This window comes from uncultured Ferrovibrio sp., assembly GCF_937960835.1.
GTDB lineage: Bacteria > Pseudomonadota > Alphaproteobacteria > Ferrovibrionales > Ferrovibrionaceae > Ferrovibrio.
Genome location: NZ_CALGPC010000003.1, coordinates 87892 through 110278 on the forward strand (window position 1 = coordinate 87892; position 22387 = coordinate 110278).

A 22387-nucleotide genomic window follows, 5' to 3' on the forward strand; every position below is an offset into this window, starting at 1 on the left:
CATGCGGAAGACGCTTGTTGCGGTTGCCATCGCTCTGAGTTTAACCGCTCCGGCGGTGGCGCAGACGGTGAGCCACGCGCTGTCGCTGGGTGATGCGCCGAAGTACCCGGCCGACTTCAAGCAGCTGGATTATGTGAACGTGAACGCTCCGAAGGGCGGTGAGCTGCGTCTTTCCACGCCGGCCGGTTTCGACAGCCTCAATCCGTTCATCCCCAAAGGCGACGACGCGCCGGGGCTCGGACTGATCTATGAGACCCTGATGACCTCCCCGCCCGACGACGATCTCAGCGAATACGGGCTGATCGCGGAAACGGTCGAGGTGCCCGAGGACCTGAGCTGGGTAATCTTCAACCTGCGCGCCGAGGCGAAATGGCCCGACGGCAAGCCGATCCTGGCGGAAGACGTGGTCTGGAGCTTCGAACAGATCAAGGAACATGGCGATCCCACCCGCCAGCTTTATTACGCCAATGTGCAGAAGGCCGAGGCGCTGGGGCCGCGCAAGGTGAAGTTCAGCTTCTCCGGCCCGAAGAACCGAGAATTGCCGCAGATCATCGGACAGTTGCCGGTGATCCAGAAATCGCTGTGGGAGAAGCGCGGCTTCGACAAGCCGACCTTGGAGAAATGGGAAGGCTCTGGCCCCTACCGGATCAAGGAATTCGAAGCGAACCGCTTCATCGTCTATGAGCGGCGCGAGGATTGGTGGGCCAAGGATCTGCCGATCAACAAGGGCCGCTACAATTTCGGCACCATCCGCTACGACGTCTATCGCGACCAAACGGTAGCGCGCGAAGCCTTCAAATCAGGGCAATACGATTTCCGCGGCGAGAATAGCGGCCGCGAATGGGCCACCTTCTACGACTTCCCCGCCGTCCATCAGGGCCTGGTGAAGAAGGAGATGGTCAAGCACGAGCGGCCAGGTGGCATCAGCGGCTTCATCTTCAACACCCGGCGCGAGAAGTTTCAGGACATCCGCGTGCGCCGCGCCCTGATCCTGGCCTGGGATTTCGAATGGGTAAACAAGAACCTCGCTCATGATGCCTATTACCGGCCGAGCAGCTATTTCGACAATTCGGAATTCGCCGCCACAGGCGAGCCTTCGCCGGAGGAACTGAAGCTGCTGGAGCCGCTGCGCGGGCAGATCCCGGACGAAGTCTTCGGGCCGGCCTACAAGGCGCCCGTCTCCGACGGCTCAGGCAGCGACCGGCGCAACCTGCGCGAGGCGGCGCGGTTGCTGAAGGAAGCCGGCTGGGACGTGAAGAACGGCCGGCTGGTCAACGCCAAGGGCGAAGCCTTCACCATCGACATGCTGTTGCGCGATCCCAGCTATGAACGCATGGGCGCCCCATGGGCGCAGAACCTGCAGCGGCTCGGCATTCAGCTCAACATGCGCAGCGTGGACAGCGCCCAGTATGTCAACCGCGTGCGCAGCTTCGATTACGACGTGATCTATGCCGGCTGGGGGCAGTCGAATTCGCCGGGCAACGAGCAGCGCTTTTTCTTTTCCAGCCGCGCCGCCGACAATCCGGCCAGTCAGAACTACGCCGGCATCAAGAGCCCGGCCATCGACAAGCTGATCGAGGCGGTGATCCACGCGCCGAACCGTAAGGAGCTGGTGGTCGCCACCCGCGCGCTCGACCGCGTGCTGACCTGGGGCCAGTATATCGTGCCGACCTTCGGCCTGAATGCTGACCGCATTGCCTATTGGGATAAATTCGGCAAGCCCGAAAAGACACCGAAGAATGGCGTCGATTTCATGTCCTGGTGGGTCGATCAAGACAAGGCGGCCCGCATCAATGCCGCCCGCGGGAGATAGGTAAGCATGTCGTGGCCTGAACCTATAGAGCTTCGCGATTCCGCCGTGGCGCTGGTGCCGCTGTCGCATACGCATCACGACGATCTGGTCGAGGCGGTGAAGGACGGCGAACTGTGGAACCTCTGGTATACCTTCATCCCGACCCCGGAGAAGATGAAGGCCGAGATCGACCGCCGGCTCGATCTGCAGAAGAAGGGCTCGATGCTGCCCTTCACGGTGATTGACCTCGCCAGCAACAAGCCGGTCGGCATGACCACCTACATGAACATCGATGCGGCCAACAAGCGCGTCGAGATCGGCTCCACCTGGTACCGCAAAAGCGTGCAGCGCACCTCGCTCAATACCCGGGCCAAGATGCTGCTGCTGAGCCATGCTTTCGAGACGCTGGGCTGCATCGCCGTCGAGTTCCGCACCCACTTCTTCAACCATCAGAGCCGCAAGGCCATCGAGCGGCTGGGCGCCAAGATGGATGGCATCTTGCGCAATCACCAGGTTGCCCCGAATGGCAGCCTGCGCGATACCGTGGTCTACAGCATCCTGCCCAGCGAATGGCCTGCCGTGAAAGCCAATCTGCAGCACAAGCTGAAACTGGCGGAGGGTCAGGCGACGTGACGCTCGCGCGTATCTTCGCCCTCGTCCTGATGCTGGCTTCGGCTGCGACAGGCGCGATGGCGCAGGCACGCCATGGTCTTTCTGCGTTTGGCGATCTGAAATACCCGCCCGACTTCAGGCATTTCGATTACGTCAATCCCAATGCACCGAAGGGCGGTGAGCTGCGGGCCTGGCAGCTCAACGTCTTCGACAATCTCAATCCCCTGATTCTCAAGGGGGTAATGGCGCGGGATCTGACGCTGGCTTATCAAAGCCTGATGGTGCGCGCGATGGACGAGCCCGATGCCGTCTATGCTGCTCTGGCCGAAAGCGCGGAGCTGTCGCCCGACCGCCGCTGGGCCGCCTTCAACCTCAATCCCAAGGCCCGCTGGCATGACGGCACGCCGGTCACTGCCGAGGATGTGGTCTTCACTTTCGAGGCCGTGAAGAAGGACGGCCATCCGCTGTATCAGCTGGTGCTGCGCGATCTCGACAGCATCACGGCGGAAACGCCGCTGCGTGTCGTTTTCCGGTTCAAGGAGAGCGAGACCCTTCGCGACCTGCCGCTTACCGTGGCGCAGATCCCGATCATGTCGAAGGCCTGGTTCACCGGCCGCGATTTTGCCAATCCGACCATCGAGCCGCCGCTTGCCTCGGGCCCCTATAAGATCGCCCACGTCAATCCGGGACGCACGCTGATCTTCGAACGCGTGAAGGATTGGTGGGCCAAGGACCTGCCCGTCTATCGGGGCCGCTATAACTTCGATTTCATCCGCGAAGATTACTATCACGACCGCGACATCGCGCTGCAGGCCTTCTTCTCCGGCGAATACGATTTCCGCGAAGAGATCATCGCCCGCGCCTGGGCGACGGCCTATCACGGCAAGCCGGCCTTCGATGCCGGGCGGATCAAGCGCGAGGTGCTGAAGGATGAAACGCCGTCAGGCGTGCAGGCTTTTTTCCTGAACAGCCGCAAGCCGCATCTGAGCGACCGCCGCGTCCGGCAGGCGCTCAACCTCGCCTTCGACTATGAGTGGATGAACAAGACGCTGTTCTACAGCCTGTATAAACGCACCCGCTCCATGTTCGAAAACTCCGATCTGGCTGCTACCGGCTTGCCCAGCGAGGCGGAGCTGAAACTGCTGGAGCCCTTCCGCGGCCGCATCCCTGACGAAGTCTTCACCACCGAATTCCAGCCGCCGGTGAGCGATGGCAGCGGCAACAACCGCGCCAACCTGAAGAAGGCGCAGGAATTGCTGCTGCAGGCGGGATGGCGGATCAAGGATGGCCTTCTGGTCGATAGCCAGGGCAAACCGTTTGAGCTGGAATTCCTGCTGTTCGAGCCGAGCTTCCAGCGCATCATCAATCCCTTTGCCCGCAGCCTGGAGCGGATCGGTATCACTGTCGCCATCCGCCTGGTCGATGTCTCCGCCTTCGAGAACCGGCTGCGCAGCTTCGATTTCGACGTGATCGGGCGGCGCTTTTCCCAGCCGCTGACGCCTGGGGTTGAGCAGCGGAATTTCTGGACCTCGCAAAGCGCCGCGAGTATCGGCAGCTTCAATTATTCCGGCATCCGCGATCCCGTGGTGGATGAACTGGTCGAACATATCGTCACCGCCAAGAGCCGCGACGAGCTGCGTACCGCCACCCGAGCACTGGACCGCGTGCTGATGTGGGGCTGGTACGTCATCCCCAACTGGTATAGCGGCACAGTAAAGCTTGGCTATTGGGACCGTTTTGCACGCCCTGCCGTCAAGCCGGCCTACGATACCGGCCTGATGGACACCTGGTGGATCGACAGCGCCAAGGACAAGGCGTTGAATCTGGCGCGGCAAAGGTGAGACACTGACGCCATGCTTGCTTACATCCTGCGCCGCCTGCTGCTGATCGTGCCGACCCTGCTCGGCATCCTGGTAATCAACTTCGTGATCATCCAGTTCGCACCTGGCGGCCCGGTCGAACAGGTGATTGCGCAGGTCACCGGCACCGCCGCCGATGTCACCGCCCGCGTCTCAGCCGCCAGCGGCGGCGAGGCAGGCCCTGGCGCTGGCACTTTCGTCCAGGCCGGCGATACGGCCGGCAAATACCGCGGCGCCCAGGGTCTGGATCCGGAATTCATCAAGAAGATCGAAAAGCAGTTCGGCTTCGACAAGCCGCCGCATGAACGCTTCTTGCTCATGCTGGGCGACTACCTGAGCTTCGATTTCGGCGAGAGCTATTTCAAGGCGCGGCCGGTGGTCGACCTGATTATCGAGAAGCTGCCGGTATCCATTTCTCTGGGCGTCTGGACGACGCTGCTGGTCTATCTGATCTCGATCCCGCTCGGCATCGCCAAGGCGATGCGGGACGGCAGCCGGTTCGATATCTGGACCTCGGCAGCCATCGTCATCGGCTATGCCATCCCAAGCTTCCTGTTCGCGGTCCTGCTCGTGGTGCTATTTGCCGGCGGCAGCTTCGTGCAATGGTTCCCCTTGCGCGGCCTGACCTCCGACAACTGGAACGAGCTCAGCCTGATCGGCAAGGTGGCGGATTATTTCTGGCATATCACCCTGCCCGTCCTGGCGATGGTGATCGGCGGTTTCGCCTCGCTCACCATGCTGACCAAAAATTCCTTCCTGGAAGAGATCAACAAGCTCTATGTGCTGACGGCACGCGCCAAGGGCCTGTCGGAAAACCGGGTCCTCTATGGCCATGTCTTCCGCAATGCCATGCTGCTGGTGATCGCTGGATTTCCGTCCGCCTTCATCAGCGTTCTGTTCACCTCCTCGCTGCTGATCGAGGTGATCTTCTCGCTGGACGGGCTTGGCCTGCTCGGCTTTGAGGCGGCGTTAAAACGCGACTATCCGATCATGTTTGGCTCGCTTTACATCTTCACCCTGCTTGGCCTGATCGTTAATCTGATCTCTGACCTGATGTACGTCGCTGTCGACCCCCGCATCGACTTCGAGAGCCGGGAGGCGTGATCGGATGCAGATGAGTCCGATCAATACCCGGCGCTGGCGCAATTTCGTCGCCAACAGACGCGGCTTCTGGTCGCTGTGGATATTCCTCATCCTTTTCGGCCTCAGCCTGTTCGCCGAATTCCTGGCCAATGATGCGCCGCTTGTCGTGCGCTATGACGGCAAGTTCTATTTCCCGGTCTTCAAGGCTTATCCAGAGACCACATTCGGTGGCGATTTCGAGACCGAGGCCAAATACCGCGATCCCTTCGTCCAGGAACTGATCCAGGAGAAGGACGGCTGGATGATCTGGCCGCCGATCCGCTACAGCTACCGCACCATCAATTACGACCTCGGCCGCCCCGCCCCGGCGCCGCCATCGCGCGAGAACCTGCTCGGGACCGACGACCAGGGACGCGACGTGCTGGCGCGCCTGATCTATGGCTTCCGCATCTCGGTGCTGTTCGGCCTGGTACTCACCATCCTCAGTTCGATCATCGGCGTTGCCGCCGGTGCAGTGCAGGGCTATTTCGGTGGCAAGACTGACCTGATCTTCCAGCGTTTCATCGAAATCTGGTCAGGCCTGCCGACGCTCTATCTGCTGATCATCCTGGCTTCCATCGTGCAGCCGAATTTCTGGTGGCTGCTTGGGATTATGCTGCTGTTTTCCTGGATGGCGCTGGTCGGCGTGGTCCGTGCTGAATTTCTGCGCGCCCGAAATTTCGGCTATGTGCGCGCCGCCCGCGCGCTCGGCGTATCGAATATCGCTATCATGTGGCGCCACCTGCTGCCCAATGCGATGGTTGCAACATTGACTTTCATGCCGTTTATCCTCAATGGCTCGATCACCACGCTGACGGCGCTGGACTTCCTCGGCTTCGGCCTGCCGCCCGGATCGCCGTCACTGGGCGAATTGCTGGCCCAGGGCAAGAACAACATCCAGGCGCCCTGGCTCGGCATCACCGCGTTCGCGGTGCTGGCGATCATGCTGAGCCTGCTGATCTTCATCGGTGAAGCCGTGCGCGACGCCTTCGATCCGCGCAAGATTTTCCGGTGATGTCATGAGCGAGGCTTTGCTGCAGGTTCGCGATCTGAGCGTCCGCTTCGGCGAAGGCCCGACAGCGGTGGATGCCGTCAGGCATGTTTCTTTTGACATCGCCCGCGGCGAGACGCTGGCGCTGGTGGGCGAAAGCGGGTCGGGCAAGTCAGTGACCGCCCTGTCGGTCATGCAGCTTCTGCCCTATCCGCTTGCCACTCATCCGTCGGGTTCGATCCAGTTCCGTGGCGAGGAACTGGTCGGCGCTCCCGAGAAGGTTCTGCGGCGCATCCGCGGCAACCGTGTGGCAATGATCTTTCAGGAGCCGATGACCTCGCTGAACCCGCTGCACACTATCGAGCGGCAGGTCAACGAGGTCCTGTTCCTGCATAAGGGCCTGCGCCGCGAAGCCGTGCGTGCCCGTACCCTGGAACTGCTCAAACTGGTCGGCCTGCAGGAGGCCGAAAAGCGGCTGAATGCCTATCCGCATCAGCTTTCCGGCGGCCAGCGGCAGCGCGTGATGATCGCCATGGCGCTGGCCAACGAGCCGGACATCCTCATTGCAGACGAACCGACCACGGCGCTCGACGTCACCATTCAGGCGCAGATCCTTAAGCTGCTGAAGGATTTGCAGGCCCGGCTGGGTATGGCTTTGCTGCTGATCACCCATGATCTCAGCATCGTGCGCAAGGTGGCCGACAAGGTCTGCGTGATGACCAAGGGCGAGATCGTCGAGGCCGGCCCGGTCAACGAGGTCTTCTCCGCGCCACGGCATGCCTATACGCAGAAGCTGCTGGCGGCCGAGCCAAAGGGCCGGCCGCATCCGGCATTGGCCGATGCGCCGATGGTGATGGAAGCCCAGGGCATCAAAGTCTGGTTTCCGATCACCGCCGGCCTGCTCAAGCGCACCGTCGGCCATGTGAAGGCCGTGGATGGCATCGATCTCAGCATCCGTGCCGGCGAAACCCTGGGCGTCGTGGGCGAAAGCGGCTCGGGCAAGTCGACCTTGGGCTATGCGCTGCTGCGGCTGCAGAAATGCGAGGGCAGCATCCGCTTCAAGGGCCAGGAACTTCAAGGCAAGAGCTGGGGCGAGATGCGCCCGCTGCGTCCGCAGATGCAGATCGTCTTCCAGGATCCCTTCGATTCCCTGAGCCCCCGCATGTCGGTTTTCCATATCGTCGAAGAAGGTCTGCGGGTGCATGGCCTGGGCGGCAGCGAAGCAGAACGTCGCAAGCTGGTGGCCGATACATTGCACGAAGTCGGCCTCGACCCCGCCACCATGGATCGTTATCCGCATGAATTCTCCGGTGGCCAGCGCCAGCGCATCGCGATCGCACGCGCCATGGTGCTGAAACCCCGCTTCGTGGTTCTGGATGAGCCGACCTCGGCCCTGGACATGAGTGTGCAGGCGCAGATCGTCGATCTGCTGCGCGATCTGCAGGCCAGGCACAAGCTGGCCTATCTCTTCATCAGCCACGATCTGCGAGTGGTGCGCGCACTCGCCGACCGTGTGCTGGTGATGAAGGACGGAAAGGTGGTGGAGCACGGCTCTGCCGAACAGATCTTCGCTGCGCCGCGCACAGATTACACTCGCGCGCTGATTGCGGCCGCGCTCAATCTGGACGTCGCGCCAGCCGGCGTCGTACGCAGTTAGACATCATGGCATTGCTGATTTATTCACCGAGCCACGCGGTGGCCGATTGGGCCAAGGCCATTCAGGCGCTCGCTCCCGATCTCGATATCCGCATCGATCCGGAAGCCGGAAATCCGGCTGACATCGACGTCGCGCTGGTCTGGAAGCCGCCGCCGGGTCTGCTGCAGCGCTTTTTCAATCTCAAACTGATCCATAGCTTTGGCGCCGGGGTTGACGGCATCCTGGCTGATCCGAATATCCCGAAGCATGTGCCGCTGGCGCGCGTTGTCGATGGCGGGCTGACGGTCAGCATGGCGGAATATGTATTGCTGCATGTGCTGCGCTTCCATCGCCAGCTCGACGTTCTGCAGCAGAACCAGCGCGACCGCACCTGGCGCTGGCTGCCGCCGGTGGACGCGAGCGAGCGCGTCGTCGGCATCATGGGGATGGGTGCGCTGGGCAGCCATGTCGCACCCAAGCTGGTCAATCTCGGATTCCAGGTGGCGAGCTGGAGCCGCAGCCTCAAGGCCGTGGAAGGCGTCACCAGCTTTCACGGCGACGAGCACTTGGATGGCTTTTTGCGCATCTGCAACATTCTCGTCTGCCTGCTGCCGCTGACGCCGCAGACCAGAGGCATCATCAATCGCCGGACATTATCCCTGCTGCCGCGCGGCGCCTATCTGATCAATGCCGGGCGCGGCGCGCATGTGGTGGATGACGATCTGCTGCATGCACTGGACAGCGACTGGCTGGCCGGCGCGACGCTGGATGTCTTCAACGAAGAACCGCTGCCGCCTGATCATCCCTTCTGGACGCATCCGAAGGTGACGGTAACCCCGCATAACGCGGCCGACAGCATTCCAGCTCATGTGGCGCCGCAGATCGTCGACAATATCCGCCGTCTGCAGAATGGCCAGCCGATCCTGCGGCTGGTGGATTATGCGCGGGGATATTGAGGCTTTCGCCTCAATCGCTTGCCGCCACTCACTGCCACTTGCGGAAAATCTCGACGAACTTCTCCTCGCCGCAGGCAATGAAGAAGCCGCGTGCAACGCAATTCTCGGTCTCGCCCAGGCGGCGGCGCACGGCTTGCAAGGCAGGCAGGGCTTCCTTGGTGATCTGCTTCTCCTTGAAGCGCAAAACCTCGCCTTCGGTGCGGGCACCGTCATAGATCACGCCCAGGCTTTCCTCGGCGGCAATCTCCGGGCGGCGCTTGTAATAGGTGTTCAGGCTTTTCAGACCGCCGGTCTTCTGGATGAACTGAACGAAGTTGCTCAGTCCCGTATGGCGCTGATCCGGCGCGGTCGACTTCTCTTCACAGGCCGTCAGCAAACCGGCCAACACGACGGCGGCAACACTCGCCGCGGCGCGATTCAACAGCATTTTTCTCTCCACCCCGAGAATCAGGGATCGGCCGGCTAATCCACCCACGGGCCGATCATTGGCGCAAACTTAAAAACCGGGTTGTTAAAGAAAGCTATAAGGATCGACGTCCACGGCGCACTTTACAGCCGATGGTAGTTTGATCTTAGCAAGCCATTCTCGCAGCACGTTCGGAACATCGATATCGCGGGCGGCTTTCAGCAACAGCCGTTCGCGGAACCGGCCCCGCAAATAGTGCAGGGGCGCCGGCGCCGGCCCCAGGACAACCAGGCCTGGACCGCGCGGCGCGGCCTGGGCGAGCCCACGTGCTGCTGCCTGCACCTGGGCCTGGTCTGAACCGCTGAGGATCAGCGCGGCCAGCCGGCCAAAAGGCGGCATACCGGCACGCTGACGCTCCGCCATCTCGGCAGCGATAAAGCCGGCACTGTCATGGCGCGCGAGCGCCGCGATCACCGGATGCTCTGGCAGAAAGCTTTGCAGCAGCACACGGCCCGGATGTGCGGCGCGGCCGGCGCGACCGGCGACCTGGGTCAGCAATTGATGGGTGCGTTCGGCGGCGCGCGGATCGCCGCCCGCCAGACCAAGATCGGCATCGATCACACCGACCAGGGTCAGCAACGGGAAGTGATGACCTTTGGCGACGATCTGCGTGCCGATCAGGATATCGATCTCCTGCCGCTCCATGCGCGCGATCATCTCGGCCAGCTGACCAGGCGAGGTCATGGTATCGGACGCCATGATGGCCAGGCGCGCATCCGGGAACAGCATTGCGGCTTCTTCCGCCAGACGCTCAACGCCCGGACCGCAGGCCTTGAAACGATCCTCAGCGCCGCAGGACGGACAGGCCTCGGGCAGGCGCTGCTGATGGCCGCAATGATGGCATTGCAGGCGGCCATGGCGCTTATGCTCGACCAGCCAGGCCGAGCAGTTCGGGCAACTCAAGCGGTGGCCGCAAGCGCCACATAAAGTGAGCGGCGCATAGCCACGGCGATTGAGGAACAGCATGGCCTGCTCGCCGCCAGCAAGGGTCTCTTCCAGCGCCTGGACCAAAGGCGCGCTGAGAAACCGCTGGCTTGGCAGTTTCTCCTTGCGCAGATCGATCACCGCGATCTGCGGCAATGCAGCGGCGCCATGACGTTCGGGTAGCACGGCATGGGCATAGCGGCGGCGTGCCACATTATACAGGCTTTCCAGCGATGGCGTCGCCGAGGCAAGCACAACGGGTATGCCTTCCAGCTTGCCGCGCACAACCGCCATGTCGCGGGCGTTGTAAATGACACCTTCCTCCTGCTTGTAGGAGGCGTCATGCTCCTCATCGACGACGATCAGGCCAAGATCGGCATAGGGCAGGAATAATGCCGACCGGGCTCCAATCACCACATGCGCTTCGCCACGGCTGATCGCACGTAAAGTCGCAGCGCGGCGCCCTTCCGCCATCTCGGAATGCCATGCCCAGGCGGGTGCGCCAAAACGCTGCTCGAAGCGATCCAGCGATTGCTGCGTCAGCGCAATTTCGGGCAGCAGTACCAAAGCCTGCCTTCCCGCTGCGAGACAGGCAGCAATCGCTTCGTAATAGACCTCCGTCTTGCCGGCGCCGGTCACGCCTTCCAGCAAGGTTACCGAAAAATCCCGTGCATTGACCGCGGCGCGCAGGCCGGCTGCAGCCTCTGCCTGGGCGGTATTCAGCGGCCGGCCCGGCTTGCGCCAGTCAGGATGCGGCGGCGGGCGGAAAGCAGGCACGCTCTCTGCCCGCAAAGCGCCAAGTTCGAGCAGCTTGCGCACCACGGCGGACGAAACGGCGGCGGCTTCAGCCAGTTCGGAGATGCCAAGCCCAGGACGCTCGCGCGCGATATCCAGCACACGCTGACGCTGCGCGCTGGGCCGCATCTCGACGCTGGCGCCAGGATGCAGCACCTGGCGCATGGGCGGCGGCGCGATCAGCGCCCGGGGCTCGGGCAGGCACATTTTTAACACAGCGCCGGACGGGTTGAGCGTATAGCCTGCCACCCAGTCGACCAGCTTGCGCAAGGCCGAACCGATCGGCGGCGCATCACAGGAGCGGATCACCTGCTTGATCGTCTTGCCCGGCCCCAGCGGCTCGGCCTCGCCATCCCAGACCACGCCCAGAGAGACCCGGTTGCCGATCGGCACTTCGACGATCTCGCCGGGCTGCAACCCGCCCGCGCTGGCGCGATAGCTGAACGGCTCCGCCAGCGGCAGAGGCAGCAGAACACGAACCAGATCGGCGGCAGTCAAGGGGTGGGTTCCGGTAGAACAGGAATACGGGGTCAGGTATTGTTAACCAGGTGATTACAGCATTCGCTTATAGCATCCGAGGGCGATTCGGCGCGCCCGCCAGAGTGCCCGTCGAGGACCTCGCCGTGGAGAGTTAGGAGCTTGGAAAGATGAAATTTTTCGTTGATACCGCCGATATTGCCGAAATCAGCGAGTTGAACGATACCGGGCTGCTGGACGGCGTCACCACCAACCCCTCCCTGGTGGCCAAGACCGGCAAGGACTTCTTCGCCACGGTGAAGGAAATCTGCAAGATCGTGAAGGGGCCGGTATCGGCTGAGGTCACCGCCACCGACCATGCCACCATGCTGGCCGAGGGCCGCAAGCTGGCCGAGATCGCCACCAATATCGCGGTGAAGGTCCCGCTCACCCTGGACGGACTGAAAACCTGCAAACTGCTGAGCGATGACGGCATCATGGTCAACGTCACGCTCTGCTTCTCGCCCGCCCAGGCAATCCTGGCCGCCAAGGCCGGCGCGACCTTTATCTCACCCTTCGTTGGCCGGCTGGATGATATCGGCCATGACGGCATGGGCCTGATCGCCGACATCGTGCAGATCTACAACAACTATTCCGACTTCCAGACGGAAGTGCTGGTCGCCAGCATCCGCCATCCGATGCATGTGGTGGAGGCTGCCAAACTGGGCGCCGACATCTGCACCGTGCCGCCCGCCGTTCTGAAATCGCTGGTCAAGCATCCGCTCACCGACAAGGGGCTGGATGCCTTCCTCGCTGACTGGAAAAAGACCGGGCAATCAATCCTAGGAAATCCCTGATGGCCGATTATCGTGCGCCTGCCAGCCCACGTTCCGCCCCCGCTTATCTGGATGAGGCGGATGTCGTCGCCTGGCTGAGGCAGAATCCCGATCTGCTGACGCGCCATCCCGATCTGTGCGAGGTGCTGCTGCCGCCGTCGCGGGCGCAAAGCGGCGACAACGTCGTCGATCTGCAGCGCTTCATGGTGCAGCGCCTGCAGGGCGAGCTTGCGCGTGCTTCCGATGTGGGCGCGGAATTGCTGGATGCGAGCCGGCAGAACATGTCTGCGACGCAGCGCGTGCACGCAGCCGTGCTTGCCCTTCTGGAAGCCGGCAGTTTTGAGCATCTGATCCATATCGCCACTCAGGATTGGACGGACCTGCTGGAGGTCGACACCATCAGTCTTTGCGTCGAAGGCGATCCGCACCGCATGAAGGACATCATCACCGGCGGCGTCTTCGTGCTGCCGCATGGCGCCATCGACACGCTGATCGGCGCCTTGCCAGCTCTGCTGCGCGATCACTGCGAGGCTGCCGAATGGCTTTATGGCCCGGCCGCCAATCTGGTGCGTTCGGATGCCCTGGCACGGCTCGATTTCGGCCCGACCGCGCCGCAGGCGATGCTGGCGCTCGGCTCGCGCGAGCCGGACAAGTTCCAGCCCAATCAGGGTACCGAACTGCTGCAATTCATTGCCGGCGTGCTCGGCCGATCGGTACGCGCATGGCTCGATCTGCCGCAGCCCTGAAGATCGAAGAGGAAGACCGGCTGCCGTTCTTCCTCGCCGCCGAAGACGCCAAAGCCGCGGCTGAGGCCTGGTATCGCTGGCTGGCCAAGGAAAAGCGTTTTTCGAAACACACGCTGCGCGGCTATGGCCTCGATCTCGCCGGCTTCTTCGCATTCCTCGCCGATCACCTGGGGGAAGCAGCGACGCTGCAGGACCTGCGCACGTTACGGCAAAGCGATTTCCGTTCTTACCTTGCCCGCCGTCGCGGCGATGGTCTCGAAGCCAGTTCGCTTGCACGCAGCCTCAGCGCCATCCGCAGCTTCTTCCGCCGTCTGCAGCGCGATGGCCTGGTCGATAATCCAGCGGCACGGCTGATCCGCACGCCGAAGCGGCCGCATAGCGTGCCCAAGCCACTTTCTGTACCCGCCGCCCAGCAGGTTATCGACGCGGTCGAGGAATTCTCTGAGACGCCGTGGCTTCAGGCGCGCGATACGGCAATTCTCACTCTGCTTTGGGGTGCGGGCCTGCGCCTGGGTGAAGCGCTGAGCCTGAATGGCGATCAGATCCCGAAAGGCGACAGCCTGACCGTCACCGGCAAGGGCAACAAGCAGCGGCTGGTGCCGATCCTACCCGTGGTACGCGAGGCAATCCTCGCCTATGCAAAGCTTTGCCCTTATCCGATCGGCCCTGGCACGCCGCTTTTTTATGGCGCGCGCGGTAAAAGGCTGGACCCTGCCATCGTGCAGAAAGCAATGCGCCAGGCCAGGCGGGCGCTGCAACTTCCTGAGACGGCAACCCCGCACGCATTGCGGCACAGCTTCGCCACGCATCTGCTGGCCGGTGGCGGCGATCTGCGCACCATCCAGGAATTGCTCGGCCATGCCTCTCTCGCCACCACCCAGCGCTATACCGAGGTGGATGCGGAGGCGCTTCTGCGGGTCTACGACAGCGCACACCCCCGGGCCCGCGGCGTCAGCACGACTTCGTGATCGCCGTCATCTTGCTCCAGCCGCAGGTAACGGTAGCATCCATCGTATCTGAGAGACGATGCCGATGCGCCGCTGGATCCTCCGCTCCCTTCTGATCGCCCTAGCCCTGCTGATCGTCCTGCCGATTCTGGCCTCGGGCGGCAGCATCGCCATGGCCGAGCGCAAGCATTGGTCGACCAGCCGCTGGGATTCCGCCGGCCTGGCGCCCGATCCGGCCGCGGTGAAGGATGCTGTGGTGCAGGTCTATGGCGCGCGGCTTTGGGGCTGGCGCGGGGCGCTCGCAGTGCATACCTGGATTGTGGTCAAGCCGGCCGGAGCGCCGTCCTACACGCGGTATGAAGTGGTCGGCTGGGGCAGTTCCCCGGTGCGGATCAGCCAGCGCGTGCCGGACGGCTACTGGGCCGGCAACGCCCCGGAACTGCTGCTCGATATGCGGGGGCCGGAGGCCGCCTTTGCCATTCCTTTGATCATTGCTGCCGCCGAACGCTATCCCGGCCGCGAGAAATACGTGATGTGGCCCGGACCCAACTCGAACAGCTTCGTCGCCTATATCGCCCGCCAGGTTCCGGAACTGGGCCTGCATCTGCCGCCGACCGCGATCGGCAAGGACTGGATCGGCACCGATCAAATTTTCGCCCCCGCTCCCAGCGGGACGGGCTGGCAGATCTCGCTTTTCGGCCTTGCCGGGGTGACGGCGGCGGTCAGCGAGGGGATTGAACTCAACCTGCTCGGCCTCACCCTTGGGGTGGACCTGCTGCGGCCCGCCTTGAAGCTGCCTGGGATCGGCCGGCTCGGGATGCCTGCCCATGACGGCCCATTGACGCCGTTTCTCGTACCGGCCGCCGCCCAGGAAACCAGCGGTTGAGCTGCCCGCTGCCGTTATAATTGCAGCCATTTCCCCGCCGGCAGTGTTAAACTGCCTCTCGGCAGGCAGCGTTAGGGATGACCTTGATGACCAATCACCGCAAGGCGTCGTCCCTAGCCCCAGAGGAGTGCGTTATGCTCAGAAACACCGCCCATTTCGCCGCTTCGGCGATCGACGCCGCGTTGACGCGTGGCATGGTCGAGGCCGAACAGACGTCCTGCTGATGCGGGATTGACCAAGAGCGGCGTGCCATGACCCAGTCATCTGCCAACCCCGCTCATGCGCCGGCCATGCCGGTGCTGGCAGGAGGGGATCGACCCAACCCTGGCAGGCTGAACCCGGACCGGGCCGGCATCGGCCTGCGTGCCCCCCATCATCGCGCGTTGCTGGAGCTGCGGCCAGCGGTGGGCTGGGTGGAAATTCATGCCGAGAATTACATGGGCGGCGGCGCGCCGCGTTATTATCTGGAGCAGGCGCGGGCGATCTGGCCGGTTTCAGTGCACGGCGTGGGCCTTGGCTTGGGCGGCAGCGAATTGCCGGATGCGGCCCATCTCGAAAGACTGGCGGCGCTGGTCGAATGGCTGGAGCCGGTGCTGGTGTCGGAGCATCTTGCCTGGGTGGGCGTCGATGGCCGCTACTATAACGACCTGCTGCCGATCCCCTATACTGATGAAAGCCTGGAACTGGCCAGCCGCAATATCGATATCGTGCAGGCGCGGCTGAAGCGACCGATCCTGATCGAAACGCCGGCGACTTATCTGCGCTTTCGCGAAAGCCACATTGCCGAGGCAGAGTTTCTAAGCCGGCTCAGCACCAGCACCGGCTGCGGCATCCTTTGCGACGTCAACAATATCTATGTTTCCAGCGTCAATCATGTCGGACGCGAGGCTGCGCCTGCGGTGGCGGAAGCCTATCTCGACAGCTTGCCGCCCATGGCCGTGCATGAACTGCATGTGGCCGGCCATACCGAGATCGACGCCGATGGGCAGACAATCCTGATCGACGATCACGGCTCCCTGGTGGCCGAGCCGGTCTGGCGGCTTTATGCCAGCGCCGTGCGGAGATTCCCGCATGCCGCCACCTTGCTGGAATGGGATGTCAATATCCCGCCGCTGCCGCATCTGGTCGCCGAAGCCGAACATGCTGACCGCCGTCGCGTCGAAGCGCTGGCAGCCCTTGCAGCGCCGACTGTTGGGCAGACTACCGGGGATAGCGATGAGCGCGCTGCTTGAACGCCAGCGGGAATTTGCCACGGCGCTGACCGACTCGCTCTACATGATCGCCGAGAAGGTGATCGGCGACGCGATTCCGGCCGAAGGCCGCGTGCAGATCTATGCCGATCATTTCCGCACCAGCCTTCTGGAGGCGCTCGCCACCACCTTCCCGGTGACACGAGCCCTGGTTGGCGAGGCTTTCTTTGCCCAGACCGCGCGTGACTTCCTGATTTTCGAGCCGCCGCGTTCGCCCATCCTTACGCAATATGGCGGCGGCTTCCCAACCTTTCTGGCGGCCCTGCCCGACCTGGGTGGGCATAACTACCTGCCCGATATCGCGGCTTTCGAATGGGCGCTGAACACTGCCTATCACGCCGAAGACGCGACCCTGCTGCGTCCTGAAGATCTCCCCGATGCTGAGGTGACGGCGCAATTGCACCTGCCGCTGCATCCTTCGGCCCAGCGGCTGTCAACGCCGTTCCCGGTCAGCGAAATCTGGCAGGTTCATCAGCCGGACGCGCCTGCCGTGGACCGGATTGACATGAATGGAAGCGGCGAGCGTCTGCTGATCTGGCGCCAGCATATCGATATCCGCTGGCGCAAGCTCAATCCGGGCGAGGATCTGCTGCTGGCGGAGCTCAGCGCCGGCGCTCCGCTCGGCAAAGCAGCCCTGGCGGCTTCCGGACAGCCTGGCTTCGATTTCCCCGCCAGCTTCAGCTGGATGCTGGATGGCGGGATCTTCGCCCGGCCGGCGGATCTGCCGCCGCAGGCCGAATAGGCAAGCTGCGCCGTCAATCCAGCCAGGCGTAAGCCGCCGTCAGCATCGCCTCGATGCCCGCCTTCAGCGAAGGATGGATCACCGGCGCGAAGAACGGCGAGTGATTGACCGGGATCGGCTCGCCGCCGGCTTGCGCCTCGGCGAATTTCTTCGGGTCGGTACCGCCGACCCACCAGAAGACGGACGGCACGTTCCAGGCTGTGCCGAACAGACCAAAATCCTCGCTGCCTGACAGCGGCTCCATCGGCAGCATGCGCTCGGCGCCAAGCCGCGCGGTCATCGCATCCACCGTGCGGGCCATCGCCGCCTCGTCATTGATGGTGACGGGGAACTTGCTGATCTCGCGGATCTCCGGCGGCCGCGGTGCACCGGAGGCAGCCGCCTCGGCATCGATGATGCGCTTGATCGAAGCGAGCACGCGGCTGCGCACCTCCTCCTTGAACGAGCGCACATTCAGACGCAGCAGAGCTTCGTCAGGGATAACGTTCTCATTGAAGCCCGACTGCAGCGTGCCGACGGTGACCACGGCGCTGTCGACCATCGCCACCTCGCGCGACACCACGGTCTGCAGCCGCATCACGGTGGCCGAGGCCATCACCACCGGGTCGACGCTGTTCTCCGGCTTGGAGCCATGGGCGCCGCGGCCGATCATCTTCACTTCCCAGCTATCGGCGGCCGACATGGCAATGCCCGGCTTGTAGCCGATCATACCGGCCGGGATCGGGATCAGATGCTGGCCGAGGCAGACATCGGGCTTGGGGAAACGTTTTACCATGCCATCGGCCAGCATCGCGGCAGCGCCGGCGCCGATCTCTTCGGCCGGCTGGAACACCGCCATCACCGTGCCGCGCCACAAATCGCGCGACTCTGCGAGCAGCTTGGTCACCGCCATCAGCCAGGTGACATGCATGTCATGGGCGCAGGCATGCATGATCGAAACCGATTGCCCGAAGCGGTCCGTGCCGGTCTGCTCGCTGGCATAGGGCAAGCCGGTCTTTTCCTTGACCGGCAGACCGTCCATGTCAGCGCGCAGCAGAATGCAGGGACCATCGCCATTCTTCAGCAGGCCGACCACGCCGGTCTTGCCGATGCCGGCATGGACCTCGTAGCCATGATCCTCCAGCCAGCGCGCTGCGATGCCAGCGGTGCGCACCTCCTGCATCGACAATTCGGGATGCTTGTGCAGATCGATATAGATCTTCTCCAGCTCCGGCAGCAGGGCATCGATCCGGCCGAAGACCGCGGCCTTTGCGTCACTGGATTTGGCGGAGGCGACCTGAAGATTCATCGCGGCAGTCCTTAATGATGGATCAGTGGAATTCGCTTAGAGGCGGTAGCCCGTCGCGGCGGCGCGGCAAGCCGATCCGCGCAAGCTTGAAATCCGCACAGGCATCGTCGATCTCGTCCAGCAGGGCGAAAATCTGCTGTGCGATGCGCAGCACATCCTGCTGCGGCAACGCGTCCGGATGCTCGACCAGAGTCAGCAATTGCAGGATTTGCCTCTGCTTGGCGACCTGCTCAGGTGTCAGGTCGGCAGTGGAGGCGTCGAGATCACACCAGCGGCACATCCTGCAATTTGACAGGATCGTCCGCCTGCGGTCAATCTGAGTTTGCTGCTGCGCGGCCCTTCACGCCGCGGCCCGCCCAGATCAGAGCCACCGGGCCCAATAATACGCTCAGGCCCATTACCGCGAAGCCGATCCCCCAGGTCAGCGTGTTCTCGCCGCCGATCGCCTGCTGCGCCGCATCCAACGCAAGACCGACCACAATGGGCCCCAGCACGGAAACGCCGAAGCCCAGGGTCGAATGCAGCGCCATGGTGGAGCCGCGATGCTCCGGCTCGGCCGCTGCCATCATGCCCGACGTCAAGGAGCCCGAATCCCCTGAGATGAAAATGTAGTAGATCGCGCAATAGATGAGCACGCACCAGACCGGCAGGGCGGCCGTGAAGCCGATCATCACGCCGAGCAGCCCCGAGATGCTCATGATTGCGATCAACGCACGGCGGCGGCCGAATTTCAGCGCGAGCTCATTACCAAGCAGGCTGGCCGGCAACCCGATCAGTGTGATCACCGCCGCCAGGACGGTTGGGCTCGGCAAATGCTCCGCCCAGGCGCCGCCCTGGGCGGCATCCCGAGCCAGAACATAGACCAGGAAGGCCGTGATCCAGGCGCGGATCGCGGTCAGCTCGAAGCCATGCGCCGCATAGCCAAGGATATAGCCCATCGCATCGCGATTGCGCAGCACGGGCTTGAGCGCGAAAAGCGGCTGCCCCTTTTTCCGCTGCGGCGGACGCGGCGCGAGCAGTATCCAGGCGGCCACCGCAGCCAGCAGGGAGCCCAGGCCGAGCACGGCAAAACTCACGCGCCAGTCATACCATTCCGCCAGCAATCCGGTGACGGTGAAGCTGAGCGAGATCGCGATCGAATAGCTGGCCGTGTAAAAAGTCACTGCGCGGCTTTGCTCGCCGCCTTCCAGACGATCGGTCAGTGCGCGCAGCCCTGGCATATAAACGGCCGCCTGCCCGACGCCGCCGATGGCGCGCAGCAGAAAGCCGGACCAGAAGTCATCGGCGAGAAAAGCGAAGGCCACGGTGGCGACGCCGGTGACGGCGCTGCCCAGCACGAAGATGTTACGGGCATCATAGCGGTCGGTCAGCGTGACGGCGGGCGCCACCAGCAGCATGTAGCCAAGATAATAGACGCCGGCGATCCAGCCGGCTTCCGTATTGTTTAAGTTCCAGGCCTCGATGAAGGTCGGCATCAGGGCGGGGAAGCTGGCGATGGGGAGGATGGCCAGCACCTCCAGCGCGGCGAGCAGGAGGATCAGTTGACGCGGGGACATATCTGGGCAGGGCGGATGGGCATGCTATTGTTGTCATGCAGTATTCACCGATCTCGTCCAAACCGCCAGAGGGAACGCCGCCTTCTCCTCCGGCCAGACCATAAAAGGGATTTTTATGCTGCCGCTCGTCTCCCGCCGTCGCTTTCTGTTCGGTTCCGCCGCCCTCGGGTTGAGCCCGCTGCTGGCCTGCGCGCCGCGTTTCGAGAATGCCGCCCCGGTGGTGTTCGTACATGGCAACGGCGATACGGCTGCGTTGTGGCACACGACATTCTGGCGCTGGGAAAGCAATGGCTTTCCGCGCGACCGGCTGTTCGCGGTCGACTTCCCCTACCCGCTGGCACGCAATAACGACGCGGTCTTCCAGCGCCTGCGCTCGTCCAGCACCGACCAGCGCGAACAGCTTGCCGCTTTCGTTTCCGAGGTCAAACAGCGGACCAATGCCGCAAAGGTCGCCCTGGTCGGCTCCTCGCGGGGTGGCAATGCAATCCGCAATTACATCAAGAATGGTGGGGGCGCAGCGCATGTTTCGCATGCAGTTCTGTGCGGCACGCCCAATCATGGCGTCATTGTCTCCGACCGGGTTCTGCTCGGCAGCGAATTCAACGGCAGCTCCGCCTTCCTGCGCCAGCTGAACGAAGGGCCGACCGAGACTGTCCCCGGTCCGGCCTGGATGACCACCCTTTCGGACACCAACGACAAATTCGCCCAGCCAGATGGCCGCTATCTGGGAATGCCCGGTCAGCCGACCGGTGTGGCCTTCGACGGCCCCGCATTGAGAGGGGCAAAGAATGTGGTACTGCCTGGCCTCGATCATCGCGAAGTGGCCTTCCATCCAAGGGCCTTCGCCGCGATCTGGGAATTCATCATGGGCGGTGCGCCGGGCACCACCGGCATCGCCGCCGAGGCAGCGCCGATCCTGAACGGCAAGGTCAATGGAATGACCAGCCCGCCCAGCGGCTCTGCGGTGCAGACCAATTTGCCCGTGGCCGGTGCCGTGGTGGAAATCTACGAGACCGATCCGCGAACCGGCGAACGGCGGCGGCAAGTGCATCGGCAGGAAACCGGCGCCGATGGCTATTGGGGGCCGTTCCGCGCCTCACCCTATGCGACGTACGAATTCGTCATCGCCACGCCGGATCATCCGATCACCCATATCTACCGGTCACCCTTCCCGCGTTCATCCTCGATCATTCACCTGCGCCCCGGCTCGCTCAGCGACAAGGCCAAGCTGGCCAGCAGCGCGATTACGCTGAGCCGCCCGCGCGGCTATTTCGGAATAGGCCGCGATACCATCACCTTCGACGGTCAACCCGCAGAGGGTATCGCCGAGGGTGTGCCGAATGTTTCAACAGCGACTTTGCTGCTGCCGGCAGGCTCACCCAAACGCAGCGTCGTCTGCCGGTTCAACGATGAAACCATCGCCGTGCAGTCCTGGCCGCTGGCCGATAACCGCGTGGTGATCGCGGAGCTGCATTACTAGCGGCGGATCAGCAGCAGCCCGCCGCCAACGATCAGCGCCGTGCCGATCCAGGCCGCCAGGCTGGGTATGTCCCCGAAAACCACCCAGCCGATCAGGGCAGCGAAAGCCACCGAGGAATAGCCGAACGGCGCCAGCCAGGCAGCATCTGCGATCTGATAGGCGCGGACATTGCAGAGCTGCCCGGCGATGGCCATCGGCCCCAGCAGGGACAGAGCTGCAAGCTGTTGCCACGATGCATCCTCCCACAGCAGCAGCATCGGCACGATCAGCAGCAGCGTGGCGAACCCGTTGACATGCAGCAGCATGGACAGCGCGCTTTCATGCCGGGTCAGGAACTTGATCAGGATGATCTCGCAAGCGATCAGGAAGGCGCCGAGGATGCCGAATAACGGCCCCCAGCCTGCTTCGAGCATGGCGCCCAAGCCACCGGCCGGCGCATTGCCGCGCACGATCACAAACGCCCCGGCCAGACAGAGCAAGGCCGCAAGGATCTGGCCGCGGCTGACACGTTCCCGCAACAGCAGCACGGCCAGGAGCATGGTGAACATGCCCTGCAGCAGCGCCAGCGCCGCGGCATCGGCCAACGGCATCAGCATCGCTGCCGCCACGTTGCAGCTGCCGCCCGCCACGCCGCAGAAGGCGCGCAGGAAATGCAGCCAGCGCCGCTGGCTGGCTTGGATGGCAGGCCAGACCTCGCGGCGGAGGGCGACCATGCCGCTGACGGTGACAAAGCCACTCAGATAGCGGATGAAGATGATCTGCAGCGCCGGAATGACACCACCGATCAGCTTTCCGGACGAAAAAAGCAGTGAAAAGGCGAAGGCGCCGGCCAGGACCCAGAGTGCGGCGGCCAGCTTCGACTGGCCCCAGCCGGCAGTTGCGTGGGCAATGCTCTGATTGTCGATCATGCCCCTTTTCCTAGCCCGGAACAGGGATCATCGACCAGACCCCGGCCGGAGCAGGTCCGACCTGCCGGGCGGCCAATTGTCCCTGACGGTCCCGGCACTATTTCGCTTCCTAGATTGCGGGGCTGCGCTGCCCCTCCAG

Annotated in this window: 20 protein-coding genes; 14 read left to right on the top strand and 6 right to left on the bottom strand. The window is 63.3% G+C overall.

Annotated features, from left to right (window positions below; translation table 11 throughout):
- Position 1 precedes the first annotated feature (1 nt).
- From Q0603_RS02780 to Q0603_RS02810, 7 genes are read left to right on the top strand one after another with little or no spacing between them, the layout of a single operon-like run.
- Positions 2–1813 (top strand): extracellular solute-binding protein, encoded by a 1812-nt coding sequence (locus tag Q0603_RS02780; protein WP_298721708.1) that lies wholly within the window; start codon positions 2–4, stop codon positions 1811–1813.
- Between the two features lie 6 nt (positions 1814–1819).
- On the top strand, positions 1820–2425 hold the full coding sequence (locus Q0603_RS02785; protein WP_298721711.1) for a GNAT family protein: 606 nt from the start codon (positions 1820–1822) through the stop codon (positions 2423–2425).
- Positions 2422–4245, top strand: coding sequence for an extracellular solute-binding protein (locus Q0603_RS02790; RefSeq protein ID WP_298721714.1), 1824 nt, complete (start codon positions 2422–2424; stop codon positions 4243–4245). Before Q0603_RS02785 ends, Q0603_RS02790 begins: the two co-directional genes overlap by 4 nt.
- A gap of 12 nt (positions 4246–4257) precedes the next feature.
- Complete coding sequence (locus tag Q0603_RS02795; RefSeq protein WP_298721717.1) at positions 4258–5367, top strand: microcin C ABC transporter permease YejB; 1110 nt, start codon at positions 4258–4260, stop codon at positions 5365–5367.
- Positions 5368–5371: 4 nt separating this feature from the next.
- Positions 5372–6400: an ABC transporter permease gene (locus Q0603_RS02800; protein WP_366132436.1), complete on the top strand. Its 1029-nt coding sequence runs from the start codon at positions 5372–5374 to the stop codon at positions 6398–6400.
- A 4-nt stretch (positions 6401–6404) separates the two neighbouring features.
- Positions 6405–8033 carry an ABC transporter ATP-binding protein gene (locus Q0603_RS02805; protein WP_298721720.1) on the top strand — a complete coding sequence of 543 codons (1629 nt, stop codon included), beginning with the start codon at positions 6405–6407 and terminating at the stop codon, positions 8031–8033.
- A 5-nt stretch (positions 8034–8038) separates the two neighbouring features.
- Positions 8039–8968, top strand: a complete 930-nt coding sequence (locus Q0603_RS02810; protein WP_298721723.1) for a glyoxylate/hydroxypyruvate reductase A — start codon at positions 8039–8041, stop codon at positions 8966–8968.
- Positions 8969–8996: 28 nt separating this feature from the next.
- Here Q0603_RS02810 and Q0603_RS02815 read toward each other — a convergent pair whose 3' ends face one another.
- Together Q0603_RS02815 and Q0603_RS02820 are read right to left on the bottom strand one after the other, a co-directional pair.
- On the bottom strand, positions 8997–9395 hold the full coding sequence (locus Q0603_RS02815; RefSeq protein ID WP_298721726.1) for a hypothetical protein: 399 nt from the start codon (positions 9393–9395) through the stop codon (positions 8997–8999).
- An 84-nt stretch (positions 9396–9479) separates the two neighbouring features.
- Positions 9480–11651, bottom strand: a complete 2172-nt coding sequence (locus tag Q0603_RS02820; protein WP_298721729.1) for a primosomal protein N' — start codon at positions 11649–11651, stop codon at positions 9480–9482.
- A gap of 149 nt (positions 11652–11800) precedes the next feature.
- Here Q0603_RS02820 and fsa point away from each other — a divergent pair, with 149 nt between their 5' ends.
- The 6 genes from fsa (at position 11801) to Q0603_RS02850 (ending at position 17016) form a co-directional block, all read left to right on the top strand.
- A complete protein-coding gene (gene fsa / locus Q0603_RS02825) occupies positions 11801–12466 on the top strand; it encodes a fructose-6-phosphate aldolase (protein WP_298721732.1) in 666 nt (221 codons plus the stop codon).
- Positions 12466–13191: a DUF484 family protein gene (locus Q0603_RS02830; protein ID WP_298721735.1), complete on the top strand. Its 726-nt coding sequence runs from the start codon at positions 12466–12468 to the stop codon at positions 13189–13191. The genes fsa and Q0603_RS02830 overlap by 1 nt, the downstream gene beginning before the upstream one ends.
- Entirely contained in the window at positions 13167–14159 is a 993-nt protein-coding gene (locus Q0603_RS02835) for a tyrosine recombinase XerC (protein WP_298721738.1), read from the top strand. Before Q0603_RS02830 ends, Q0603_RS02835 begins: the two co-directional genes overlap by 25 nt.
- Positions 14160–14223: 64 nt before the next feature.
- A complete protein-coding gene (locus Q0603_RS02840; RefSeq protein ID WP_298721743.1) occupies positions 14224–15024 on the top strand; it encodes a DUF3750 domain-containing protein in 801 nt (266 codons plus the stop codon).
- A gap of 251 nt (positions 15025–15275) precedes the next feature.
- Positions 15276–16256, top strand: a complete 981-nt coding sequence (locus Q0603_RS02845; RefSeq protein ID WP_298721748.1) for a DUF692 domain-containing protein — start codon at positions 15276–15278, stop codon at positions 16254–16256.
- Complete coding sequence (locus Q0603_RS02850; RefSeq protein ID WP_298721751.1) at positions 16240–17016, top strand: DNA-binding domain-containing protein; 777 nt, start codon at positions 16240–16242, stop codon at positions 17014–17016. The genes Q0603_RS02845 and Q0603_RS02850 overlap by 17 nt, the downstream gene beginning before the upstream one ends.
- A 13-nt stretch (positions 17017–17029) precedes the next feature.
- On the opposite strand, the gene Q0603_RS02855 is transcribed toward Q0603_RS02850, so the two are convergent.
- The 3 genes from Q0603_RS02855 to Q0603_RS02865 are packed head-to-tail and all read right to left on the bottom strand — an operon-like array spanning position 17030 to position 19860.
- A complete protein-coding gene (locus Q0603_RS02855) occupies positions 17030–18304 on the bottom strand; it encodes an amidohydrolase (RefSeq protein ID WP_298721754.1) in 1275 nt (424 codons plus the stop codon).
- Positions 18305–18326: 22 nt separating this feature from the next.
- The gene (locus Q0603_RS02860) at positions 18327–18584 is read right to left on the bottom strand and encodes a hypothetical protein (protein ID WP_298721757.1); all 258 of its coding nucleotides are present in this window, start codon (positions 18582–18584) and stop codon (positions 18327–18329) included.
- 31 nt (positions 18585–18615) lie between these two features.
- Positions 18616–19860 (bottom strand): MFS transporter, encoded by a 1245-nt coding sequence (locus Q0603_RS02865; protein WP_298721760.1) that lies wholly within the window; start codon positions 19858–19860, stop codon positions 18616–18618.
- Positions 19861–19975: 115 nt separating this feature from the next.
- On the opposite strand from Q0603_RS02865, the gene Q0603_RS02870 reads away from it, so the two are divergent.
- Entirely contained in the window at positions 19976–21340 is a 1365-nt protein-coding gene (locus tag Q0603_RS02870; RefSeq protein ID WP_298721763.1) for an alpha/beta fold hydrolase, read from the top strand.
- Here the strand turns inward: Q0603_RS02870 and Q0603_RS02875 are convergent.
- A complete protein-coding gene (locus tag Q0603_RS02875) occupies positions 21337–22248 on the bottom strand; it encodes a DMT family transporter (protein ID WP_298721766.1) in 912 nt (303 codons plus the stop codon). The genes Q0603_RS02870 and Q0603_RS02875 overlap by 4 nt on opposite strands.
- Positions 22249–22387 lie beyond the last annotated feature (139 nt).